Origin of the sequence: Epilithonimonas zeae, assembly GCF_900141765.1 — a bacterium.
GTDB lineage: Bacteria > Bacteroidota > Bacteroidia > Flavobacteriales > Weeksellaceae > Epilithonimonas > Epilithonimonas zeae.
Genome location: NZ_FSRK01000001.1, coordinates 2,344,981 through 2,356,856, shown reverse-complemented (window position 1 = coordinate 2,356,856; position 11,876 = coordinate 2,344,981). Strand labels below are relative to the sequence as shown.

Below are 11,876 nucleotides of genomic sequence, written 5' to 3'. Positions count from 1 at the left end.
TTAAATCTTAAACATAAATCCTTCCGCAATTTTCTTATTGTATTTTTCTTCGTCAAAAGTGTAAAGAAAAGAACCTTTTTTAGACGAACTCATATCTTTTCCTTCCGTTTTCACAAGAATATCCAGCGCATTGATTTTGCTGATGAAATTCCGCTTGTCATACTGTTCGTTGAAGATGGCTTCGTATAAAGTCTGCAGATCTTTCATCGTGAATTTTTCCGGCAGAAGCTCAAAACCGATAGGTCTTGTAGATGCTCTTCTTCTCAGCCTCAGAACCGCATCTTTCACCATTTCATTATGGTCGAAAATTAAGGTCGGAAAATCCTGCAGGTCAAACCATTTTGCGCTATATTTTTCATTGATCTGAATATTTTTTTCAATATTGATCAGTGCATAATATGAAATCGACATAATTCTCGCCGTCGGTTCACGGTCGATTTGAGTGTAGGAATTAAGCTGTTCAAGATAGATATTTTCCAGTCCGGTAAGTGTGTTCAGGACACGCTGTGCCGCTTCATCAGAGGTTTCTTCGTCCCCGATAAAACCGCCCATTAATGACCATTCTCCCATTTTCGGTTCAAAATTCCTTTGTACCAGAAGGATTTTAAGATTTTCGCCATCGAACCCGAAAATAATGCAGTCAACAGCTACCAGATGTCGTGGAAAATGAGAATAGTCTTGTGTCATCGATTATAATTTTTATGCAAAGTTAATGCTTTTAGGCGTTGATTTTACAGTTGAAACCACATAAATGTATTTTATACACTTTATTTTATTTTTTATTTTTAAAAAATCCAATTTTCATCATTTACCTTAATATTTTGGGAGCAATTATTAGCTCTGAAGCTTACATTTTATTCACTAAAAACATTAAAAACAGATGAACTCAACGTTAAAAATATGTTAAAATTAAGTTTCCTTTCATTTTAAATTTACCCAAAAACTATAGTCAAGGCTTAGTCTTAAAAATACGATAAGTTATTTATATAAATTACTGACGCCTTCACTCGGTATTCCGTATTCATTTTTATACAAGCGATTTAGCCGTATGGTTCTGATTATCGTGATTTTTAATAATCTTAATTTTTATGATAAGTCTTTGCTGTTTTTAGCTTTTTTCTAAGACTTTAAAATATACTTTTTTTTGATTCTATCGGCTTATTCTGCAAAATTCTTTGCCATATTGATTCTTTCTTTTATTTTTAAAAATGTTGAATAGACATTTATTAATGAACAAAAAATCACTGATATTATTTTTAAGCTTTACTTCGCTTGCTTTTGGGCAGGTAAAGAAAAATGTTAGCTACTTTCCGCTTAACAAGGTTCATCTGTCCAAAAGTGTTTTCAGCAAGGCAATGCAGACCGATGAAAAATATATCCTTTCGATGGATGCAGACCGACTTCTTGCACCTTATCTAAAAGAAGCAGGACTGAAACCTAAAAAAGAAAACTATCCCAATTGGGAAAATACTGGGCTTGACGGTCATATCGGCGGTCATTACATTTCAGCTTTGGCGTTAATGTATGCTTCCACAGGCGATCCAAAAGTCAAGCAGCGTTTGGATTATATGATTAATGAATTGGAACGTTGCCAGAATCTTTCAGAAAACGGTTATCTTTCAGGTGTTCCGAACGGTAAAAAAATCTGGAAGGAAATTGCCGATGGAAACATTCGTGCTGCAACTTTCGGTTTGAACGACCGTTGGGTTCCTTTATATAATATTCATAAGATTTATTCAGGTTTGCGCGATGCCTATTGGTATGCAGATAGTGAGAAAGCAAAAAAAATGCTGATAAAACTCACGGATTGGATGGCTGATGAAGTTTCCGGACTTTCCGATGAACAGATTCAGGATATGTTGCGCAGCGAGCACGGCGGTCTGAATGAAGTTTTTGCCGACGTTTACGACATCACAAAAAATCCGAAATACCTCAAGCTTGCCCATCGTTTTTCACATCTCGCCATTTTAAACCCATTGCTGAATGGTGAAGACAAACTCACAGGAATCCACGCTAATACACAGATTCCGAAAGTGATTGGTTTCAAAAGAATTGCAGATTTAGAAAATAATAAAGAATGGAGCAATGCTGCCGATTTTTTCTGGACGAATGTCACGCAAAAAAGATCAGCGATTATCGGAGGAAACAGTGTGAGCGAGCATTTCAATCCCATCAATGATTTCAGCGGAATGATTAAAAGTATCGAAGGTCCCGAAACCTGCAATACGTATAATATGCTGAAACTTTCCAAAGAATTGTATGTGACAAATCCAAAATCATCTTACGTAGATTATTACGAAAGAGCTTTGTACAATCATATTCTTTCCACCCAAAATCCCGAAAAAGGCGGTTTTGTCTATTTCACGCCGATGCGTCCCGGCCATTACAGGGTTTATTCCCAGCCGGAAACCAGCTTTTGGTGCTGCGTAGGTTCGGGAATGGAAAATCACGCCAAATACGGTGAAATGATTTATGCTTATTCTGATGAAGATTTATACGTGAATCTATTTATTCCTTCCATTTTAAAGTGGTCTGAAAAGAAATTGGTTTTGAGACAGGAAAATAATTTCCCTGAAAATCCATCGACAAAATTAGTTTTTGATGTTGCTCCGAAATCAAATATAAATTTAAAATTAAGATCTCCTGAATGGGCAAATGCTTCTGAAATTACAATTTCAATCAATGGTAAAAATATCAATGTTCCGGTTGATGCCGAAGGCTATTTTACCATTAATAAAAAATGGAAAAAAGGAGATGTTATCGAAATGAAAATGCCGATGCATCTTTCCGCAGAGCAGCTTCCTGATCATTCGGACTATTTTGCGTTTAAATATGGCCCGATTGTTTTGGCTGCGAGATACGGAAAAGAAAATCAGGACGGACTTTTCGCTGATGACAGCAGAGGCGGACATATCGCGCACGGACCACAAATTCCTTTGAATGAAATTCCTGCCATTTTGGGAAGTTCAGATTCGGTTTTAAGCCATTTGGAAACGGTGAATGATAAGGATTTGACTTTCAGATTAAAAGGTTTGTATCCTCAGAATAAGTTCAGTAACGGATTAGAATTGGTTCCGTTTTATAAAATTCAGGAAGAACGTTATATTATTTATTTTCCGCAGGCGAATCAGGATAAAATCGAAATGATTCAGAAACAAAAAGCCAAAGAAGAAGAGGAAATCAGAAAACTGGACAACATCACAACTGATAAAATTCAGTTAGGAGAACAGCAGCCGGAATCCGACCATTTCATCGACAGTAAAGATTCCAACACCGGTTATATGGAGGACCGCCATTTCCGTGAGGCAAAAGGTTGGTTCAGCTATCAGATGAGAAACAAAGATAAGAATGCAAAGTACCTTTATCTTATTTATTTTGATGCCAACAATAACAGAACTTTAAATGTAGAAATCAATGGAAAAAAAGCAATTTCTAAAAATTTCGACGGAAAAATGGGTGGCTCTCCACAATCATTATTAATCCCGATTCCTGAATCTGAAAGTAGGAAAGAGATTCTTAATGTAAAATTTAATACAAATGAAAAATCGCTTACACCGAAAATCATCGAGGTAAGATTGCTGACCCAAATGCCAGATAAAAACTAAAAATAAACTGCAGAATTCAAACTTGCTATGAAAAATAGAATCTTTTTTAAAATATTAATTTTATTCGTAGGCTCATTATGCATTTCGTTCATTGAAGCCAAAATCACACTTCCGGCACTGGTTTCAGATGGAATGGTTTTACAGCGCAACCAGAAATTAAATATCTGGGGAAAAGCCGATGCCGGAGAAAAAGTGGAAGTGAAATTCCTCAATAAAAATTACAAAATCACCGCTGACCAAACCGGAAACTGGAAAATCTCACTTCCCGAACAGAAAGCCGGAGGTCCTTACACGATGACCATCAATGAAATTATATTGAAAGATATTCTGATTGGTGACGTTTGGCTCGCTTCCGGACAATCGAATATGGAATTGCCAATGCGCAGACTGACTCCGCTTTACGCCGATGAAATTAAAAATGCAAATAACCAGAACATCAGGTTTTTTACAGTTCCTCAAAAATATAATTTTAAGTCACCTCAGACCGAGCTTGATGGCGGAAAATGGGAAGCTACAAATCCACAAACGATTCTTAATTTTTCCGGAGTTGCCTATTTTTTTGCTAAAGAATTAAGTCAGAAAAATAAAGTGGCCATTGGAATTATCCACGCAAGTTTGGGTGGTTCTCCGATTCAGGCGTGGATGGATGAAAATTCTCTGAAAAAATACCCTGAATATCTGGACGAAGCCAAAAAATGGCAAAATGATGATTTGATAAAATCTACCGAATCTAGCGAACAGGCCTTGAGCAAAGCTTGGTACACAGAGCTCGACCAAAGCGATATCGGATTAAACCAACATTGGGAAAATTTCGACCTAAACGATTCTGACTGGAAAACAATGAATATTCCCGGTTCTTGGGAAGATAAAGAGGGTTCTTTCGAAGGCTCGGTTTGGTTCCGAAAAGAAATTAATTTAACTAAAAATCAGGCAGGAAAAGCCGCTTTTTTAAATTTAGGAAGAATAAAAGATGCGGATGTTACCTACATCAACGGCGTAAAAGTAGGAAATGTAACCTATGAATATCCGCCGCGTTGGTACGATATTCCGGCAGGAGTTTTAAAAGAAGGTAAAAACGTCATTGCTGTAAGGATTACCAACGGGAGCGGAAAAGGACAGTTCATTGCAGACAAACCTTATTACCTCGAAATTGACGGAAATAAAATCGATTTAAAAACCGAATGGAAATATAAAATCGGTGCTAAAATGGGAAAAATGGCTCCCGGAACTACTTTTATCCGCTGGAAACCTACAGGGCTGTACAATGCAATGATTAATCCGATCATCAATTATAATATTAAAGGGGCAATTTGGTACCAAGGGGAAAGCAATACCGGAAAACCAAAAGAATACGGCGATTTGCTGACCACAATGATTCTGGATTGGCGAAATAAATGGAATCAGAAAGAGATGCCTTTTTTCACCGTACAATTAGCCAATTTTATGGAGCCAAAAGCGCAGCCTATTGAAAGCAATTGGGCAGAATTAAGAGACCAGCAGCGTCAGGTTTCGCTGAAAGTTCCGAACACAGGATTGGCTGTAATTATTGATATAGGAGAGTGGAGCGACATTCATCCATTAAATAAGAAAACAGTCGGTGACCGATTGGCTTTACAGGCGCTGAAAGTTGCCGATAAGAAAAATATCATCGCAGACGGACCGATTTATCAGTCGATGAAAGTGGAAGGAAATAAAATTATTCTTTCCTTTAAAAATGGAACTGATGATTTTGCACCGGTTTCAGAACTGAAAGGCTTCGCCATCAAAGGAAAAGACGGAAAATACGAATGGGCAAAAGCAAAAATGGAAGGCAATAAAATTATTGTCTGGAACGAGACTATTTCAAATCCAGTTTCAGTAAGATACGACTGGGCAGACAATCCAGACGGAAATCTGAAAAATAAAACCGGACTCCCCGCTTCACCATTTACTACAGAATAATCAATTATCATTTATCAATTATAAATTATTAAAATGAACAACTCATCTCAAAAAATATCTGTCGTTGAAAAAATCGGCTACAGTTTAGGCGATTTAGCCGCCAATCTGGTTTTCCAGACTTTGGTAACGTATTTAGCCTATTTTTATACAGATATTTACGGATTAAAACCGGAAGATGCATCCATCATTACACTTACGGTCGGTTTATTGGCTGGTTTTGTTTTTAATCCGATGGTTGGAGCTTTGGCAGACAGAACCCGCACAAAATGGGGGAAATTCCGTCCTTGGATTTTATTAACGGCAATTCCGTTGGGTGCTGCGGCACTTTTTGCGTTCAGCACACCCGATTTTTCTTATAAAGGAAAAATGATTTATGCAGCAGTTACTTACTCTGTTTTATTATTGCTTTATGCAGCCAATAATTTACCTTACGCAGCTCTAAGTGGCGTAATTACAGGTGATATGAGCGAAAGAAACAGTATTTCTTCCTATCGTTTTGTTGCCGTTATGTTTGCGCAGTTTTTTGTTCAGGTATTTATGTTGCCGATTATTTTGTCTGCGGGACACGGTGACAAAGCAGCCGGAATCGAGGTGGTAATGACCTGGCTTGCAATTATCGGAACGGTAATGTTGCTCATCACTTTTCTCACAACTAAAGAAAGAGTGATTCCAAAACCGGAGCAGGAATCTACTTTAGGAGCTGATTTAAAAGATTTAAAGAAAAACAAGCCGTGGATTATTATGTTAACGGTTACTGCGTTGATTTTCATTACATTGGCAATGAAAGGCGGTTCGTATGTGTATTATTTTAACAATTATGTAGATGAAACTTCGCTTCAGCAATTTATATCACCGATTACCAATTTCTTCAATTCCATTGGGATGAATTTCTTCGGAGAAGACCCTCGTTCAGCAGGTTTCGGGTTATTCAATGCAGGTGGAATCATTATGATGATTGTTGGAATCACTTTCTCGAAAAAGTTTGCAGATAAATATGGCAAAAGAGATGCATTCATCGCTTCACTTTTTATTTCAACACTATTCGTTTTAGCATTTATCTTTTATCCGCCAAAATCAGTCGGATTGATGTTTTTATCCCAGATTTTACACGGTTTCTTCTACGGAACCGGAACACCATTACTTTGGGCGATGATTGCCGACGTTGCCGATTATTCAGAATGGAAGAACAACAGACGTGCGACAGCAATTATTTTCTCGGCAATGATGGTCGGTTTGAAAGTTGGTTTAAGCATTGGAAGTTCATTAGTTGCATTAATTATCGGAAAATATGGTTACATTTCCTCAGAAGGTACAGTCAACGTGATACAGCCGGAAACCGTTTCCACAGGTGCCAAAATGCTGGTCAGCGTATTCCCGTCAATCCCATTCTTTTTAGCGTGCGGATTGCTGATGTTCTACGAAATCAATAAGAAGAAAGAAATCGAAATCGAGCACGACCTTAAAGAAAGAAGAAAAGCGAAAGATTAATGATATAATAAAAATTTGGGCAGCTTTTCCGTCTTCCACTCCTAATCTTTTTTGCCAAAGTTTTTCCAGCCGCAAAAAAAGGATTTCCGTTCAAGCCGGGCTGCGAGTGATTCGTATTCAAAAAATCGTGATAAGATTAATTGGAAAATCAATAGGAACGGGCTTTAGCCCGTTTAATACAAGACAAGGAAAAAGGCTTTAGCCAAAATTTATAATAAGTTTCGGCTAAAAGCCAAATGAAAATAAGAATTTTATGAAAAAAATAGCAACATTATTAGGAATTTTAACCTTAACTGTTTCGTGCAAGACAGCCAACACGGCAACTTCCAACGATTCCCTGAAAAATGCATTCAAAAATAAATTCTATATCGGAACAGCGATGAGTCTTCCGCAGATTTATGAGAAAGATGTAAGGTCTGTAGAAATTATTAAAAATCAGTTCAGTTCCATTGTTGCCGAAAACTGTATGAAATCGATGTTTTTGCAGCCGGAGGAAGGAAAGTTCTTTTTTGATGATGCCGATAAATTTGTGGCTTTTGGGGAGAAAAACAAAATGTTCATCATCGGTCATACTTTGATTTGGCATTCGCAGTTACCCAAATGGTTTTTCGTAGACAAAGACGGAAAAGATGTTTCTCCGGAAGTTTTAAAACAAAGAATGAAAAATCATATTACCACTGTTGTTACCAGATACAAAGGCCGAGTAAAAGGCTGGGATGTGGTTAATGAAGCTATTATGGAAGATGGAACTTACCGTAAAAGTAAATTTTATGAGATCCTTGGCGAAGAATTTATTCCGTTGGCTTTCCAATATGCGCAGGAAGCAGACCCGAATGCAGAACTCTATTACAATGATTATAACGAATGGCATCCCGGAAAAGTTAAAACTGTAAGCAAAATGGTTCAGACTTTAAAATCCAGGGGAATCCGAATCGATGGAGTAGGAATGCAGACCCACGTTGGTCTTGATACACCAACCCTTGACGAATACGAAAAAGCAATTCTTGACTACACAGCAAACGGCGTAAAAGTAAATATTACTGAAATGGAAATCAGCGCACTTCCTTCTCCTTGGGGAACTTCTGCCAACGTTTCCGATAAAGTAGAATATGAAGCAAAAATGAATCCTTATACGGCCGGACTTCCCGAAAATGTAAAAACAGAATGGGAAAACCGTTATCTGGATTTTTTCAGATTATTCCTGAAACATCAGGATAAAATCAGAAGAGTAACCTTGTGGGGAACTACTGATGCACAATCCTGGAAAAACGATTTTCCGGTAAAAGGCAGAACCGATTATCCGTTACTTTTCGACCGGAATAATCAGGCAAAACCTGTAGTAGAAAAAATCATTCAGTTAACAAAAGAAAAATAATGCAGCTTCAAACCTTATAGGTTTTCAATACCTATAAGGTTAAAAAATAATCTGCAAATCACAAAAATATTTCTCTCGCAGACTTAGCAAATTAAGTAGATTTTTATTTAAATAATCTGAAAAACTGCGAGAAAATAAAATCTATCAGTCTATTATCTTAACATCTAAATTAAAATGAAAAAAGCAAAATATCTATTCCCGAAAGATTATATGGCAGACCCGTCCGTACACGTTTTTGAAGGCAAAATTTACATTTATCCATCACACGACCGTGAAAGCGGCATCGAAGAAAATGACAACGGAGACCATTTCGATATGAACGATTATCACGTTTTCTCGTTGGATGATGTAGAAAACGGCGAAATCACAGACCACGGTGTTGTCCTTTCGGTAAAAGATATTCCTTGGTCGGGAAGGCAATTGTGGGATTGTGATGTGGCATTCAAAAATGGAAAATATTATATGTATTTTCCGTTAAAAGATAAAAATGACATCTTCAGAATCGGTGTTGCGGTAAGTGACAAACCTTACGGACCATTTATTCCGGAGAAACATCCGATGTTGGGAAGTTATAGCATCGACCCTTGTATTTTTGAAGAAAACGGAAGACATTATATGTATTTTGGTGGAATCTGGGGTGGACAATTGCAGCGTTACAGAAACAACAAAGCCTTAGAATCTGCAGTAATTCCAAATGATAACGAACCGGCAATTCCTTCAAAAGTTGTTTTATTGAGCGATGATATGCTGGAGTTTGAAGAAGAGCCGAAAGATGTTTTAATTCTTGACGAAAATGGAAATCCATTGCTTCACGGCGACAAACACCGCTTTTTCGAAGCGTCCTGGATGCATAAATACAACAGCAAATATTATTTCTCATATTCTACCGGCGATACGCATTTGATTTGTTATGCCACAGGCGACAGTCCTTATGGTCCCTTTACTTTTCAGGGAGAAATTCTGACGCCTGTCATTGGATGGACAACTCATCACAGCATTGCTGAATTCAAAGGAAAATGGTATCTGTTTTTCCACGACTCTGTTCCGAGTGAAGGAAAAACCTGGCTCAGAAGTATGAAGGTAATCGAATTGGAATATGACAACGATGGTAAAATTAAAACCATTGAAGGTTTAGAAGAATAATCTATAAAAAGTCCCGAAGGGACGATTTAACGAAGGATAGGATGAAATCCTATTATCAATAGGAACGGGCTTTAGCCCGTTTAAAGATGAAGAGATACAATTTGGCTTTAGCCAAAACTTATTTAAATAAAAATTAAAAGAAAATCTAATGCGCTATTTCCGACTGTATATCCTATTATTTCTAATGATTCCATTAACCATTTTCGCAGAAGACGGCAGTCAGCTTTGGCTTCGGTTTCCGGCAAGGAACGGAATTTCGACAGAGAAAATTATTTCCAAAGGAAACAATCCGACTTTGAATGTCGCCAAAAAAGAATTAATGAATCATTGGCAAGGTCAGGAAATTGAACTTCGAACCGACAAATCATTAAAAAATCTGAAAGGCGGTTATACCATAAAATCAGTTCAGAATAAACTGGTCATTTCTGCCGAAAAAGAAATCGGATTGTTGTATGGGGTTTATCATATTTTACGTTTGCAGCAAACAAAATCTGGATTAACAAATCTGAATATTACCGAAAAACCTTCCTACGATGTCAGAATTCTCAACCATTGGGATAATCTTGACGGAACGATTGAGCGTGGTTATGCAGGACATTCGCTTTGGAAATGGGAAGATTTGCCGAATGCAATTTCTCCGAGATACGAAGAATATGCTAGAGCAAATGCCTCAATCGGGATTAATGCAACTGTTCTCAACAACGTGAATGCTTCACCAAATATGCTCCGCAAAGACTATCTTGAAAAAGTAAAAATTCTCGCAGATATTTTCAGACCTTACGGAATCAAAGTTTATTTATCAGTCAATTTTTCGTCGCCTAAAGTTTTGGACGGATTGGAAAATTCTGATCCTTTAAATAAAGATGTTCAAAAATGGTGGAAAGACAAAGCATCAGAAATTTATAAATTAATTCCTGACTTCGGAGGATTTTTAGTGAAAGCCAATTCGGAAGGACAGCCGGGACCGCAGGATTACGGAAGAACGCACGCTGATGGCGCTAATATGATGGCAGATGTCTTGAAGCCTTATGGCGGAATTGTAATGTGGAGAGCGTTTGTGTACAGTCCGAGTAAAGAAGACCGAGCAAAACAGGCTTATCTGGAATTTGTTCCGCTAGACGGGAAATTCAGAGATAATGTGATTGTTCAGATTAAAAACGGACCTGTTGATTTTCAGCCTCGTGAAGCTTTTAATCCACTTTTCGGAGCATTGAAAAAAACTTCCGAAATGGTAGAGTTCCAAATTACTCAGGAATATTTAGGGCAAGCCAATCATCTTGTTTACCTTGCTCCTTTATTCAAGGAAACTTTGGACAGTGATACGTATTCTGACGGAAAAGGTTCTACAATTGCGAAAATTACAGACGGAACTTTAAGACCTGCAAAAATTTCGGCTATTTCGGCAGTTGCCAATATTGGAGAAGATAAAAACTGGACGGGACATCATTTTGCACAGGCCAATTGGTATGCTTTCGGACGTTTAGCTTGGAACCACGATTTGACTTCGGAACAGATTGCCGACGAATGGATTAAAATGACCTTCACTGACAACGAAAAATTCCTCAATCCTGTAAAACAAATGATGCTCACTTCAAGGGAAACGGCGGTAGATTATATGATGCCACTTGGTTTACACCATATTTTTGCCGGAATGCACCATTACGGACCGGAACCGTGGGGTGACTATAAAGGTACGAGAGCAGACTGGTCACCGGTATACTATCATCAGGCAAATACGCAGGGTTTAGGTTTTGACAGAACCAAAACGGGAAGCAATGCTGTTTCACAATATTTTCCTCCACTCAACGACATCTACGGAAATATCAAAACGACTCCCGAAAACCTTATTCTCTGGTTTCATCACGTTCCGTGGGATTATCAGATGAAAGACGGTAAAACTTTGTGGGAAGAACTATCATACAAATATGATACAGGTGTAAAAAATGTCAGAGATTATCAGAAAATCTGGGACAAAATGCAGCCTTATGTTGATGAAAAAAGATTTACCGAAGTTCAATCAAAATTAAAGATTCAGGCAAAAGATGCCGTTTGGTGGAAAGATGCGTGTCTGCTGTATTTCCAGACGTTTTCAAAAATGCCGATTCCTTATGATATCGAAAGACCCTTGAACGAACTGGAAGATTTGAAGAAAATCAAACTCCCAATGGGTCATCACAATTAAATAAAAATTTAAGCAACAACTTTCTGAATCTTTTTAAGACAGGAAATTGTTTGTTTTATTTATTAAGTGTAAATTTAACACTTAAAATACAATTTAAAATATAAACATTCACTTTGATAAATTATAATCAAATTTCAACAAC

Annotated in this window: 7 protein-coding genes; 6 read left to right on the top strand and 1 reads right to left on the bottom strand. The window is 37.4% G+C overall.

The features are described 5' to 3' along the window. Complete coding sequence (locus BUR19_RS10805) at nt 1–687, bottom strand: NUDIX hydrolase (RefSeq protein ID WP_074235334.1); 687 nt, start codon at nt 685–687, stop codon at nt 1–3. 542 nt (nt 688–1,229) lie between these two features. On the opposite strand from BUR19_RS10805, the gene BUR19_RS10800 reads away from it, so the two are divergent. The 6 genes from BUR19_RS10800 (at nt 1,230) to BUR19_RS10775 (ending at nt 11,734) form a co-directional block, all read left to right on the top strand. Then, nucleotides 1,230–3,605, top strand: a complete 2,376-nt coding sequence (locus tag BUR19_RS10800; protein ID WP_074235645.1) for a glycoside hydrolase family 127 protein — start codon at nt 1,230–1,232, stop codon at nt 3,603–3,605. Nucleotides 3,606–3,632: 27 nt separating this feature from the next. Further along, a complete protein-coding gene (locus BUR19_RS10795) occupies nt 3,633–5,546 on the top strand; it encodes a sialate O-acetylesterase (RefSeq protein WP_083600740.1) in 1,914 nt (637 codons plus the stop codon). 33 nt (nt 5,547–5,579) lie between these two features. Continuing rightward, nucleotides 5,580–7,034, top strand: coding sequence for an MFS transporter (locus BUR19_RS10790; RefSeq protein WP_074235333.1), 1,455 nt, complete (start codon nt 5,580–5,582; stop codon nt 7,032–7,034). A gap of 253 nt (nt 7,035–7,287) precedes the next feature. Then, entirely contained in the window at nt 7,288–8,409 is a 1,122-nt protein-coding gene (locus tag BUR19_RS10785) for an endo-1,4-beta-xylanase (protein WP_074235332.1), read from the top strand. Between the two features lie 174 nt (nt 8,410–8,583). Then, nucleotides 8,584–9,552 (top strand): glycoside hydrolase family 43 protein, encoded by a 969-nt coding sequence (locus BUR19_RS10780; RefSeq protein WP_074235331.1) that lies wholly within the window; start codon nt 8,584–8,586, stop codon nt 9,550–9,552. Between the two features lie 148 nt (nt 9,553–9,700). Continuing rightward, on the top strand, nt 9,701–11,734 hold the full coding sequence (locus BUR19_RS10775; RefSeq protein ID WP_074235330.1) for an alpha-glucuronidase: 2,034 nt from the start codon (nt 9,701–9,703) through the stop codon (nt 11,732–11,734). The last annotated feature ends 142 nt before the right edge of the window (nt 11,735–11,876 follow it).

Excerpts from the sequence above, each read along its gene's own strand:
- BUR19_RS10805 (WP_074235334.1), bottom strand. The coding sequence starts at position 687 with ATGACACAAGACTATTCTCATTTTCCACGACATCTGGTAGCTGTTGAC.
- BUR19_RS10800 (WP_074235645.1), top strand. The coding sequence starts at position 1,230 with ATGAACAAAAAATCACTGATATTATTTTTAAGCTTTACTTCGCTTGCT.
- BUR19_RS10795 (WP_083600740.1), top strand. The coding sequence starts at position 3,633 with ATGAAAAATAGAATCTTTTTTAAAATATTAATTTTATTCGTAGGCTCA.
- BUR19_RS10790 (WP_074235333.1), top strand. The coding sequence starts at position 5,580 with ATGAACAACTCATCTCAAAAAATATCTGTCGTTGAAAAAATCGGCTAC.
- BUR19_RS10785 (WP_074235332.1), top strand. The coding sequence starts at position 7,288 with ATGAAAAAAATAGCAACATTATTAGGAATTTTAACCTTAACTGTTTCG.
- BUR19_RS10780 (WP_074235331.1), top strand. The coding sequence starts at position 8,584 with ATGAAAAAAGCAAAATATCTATTCCCGAAAGATTATATGGCAGACCCG.
- BUR19_RS10775 (WP_074235330.1), top strand. The coding sequence starts at position 9,701 with ATGCGCTATTTCCGACTGTATATCCTATTATTTCTAATGATTCCATTA.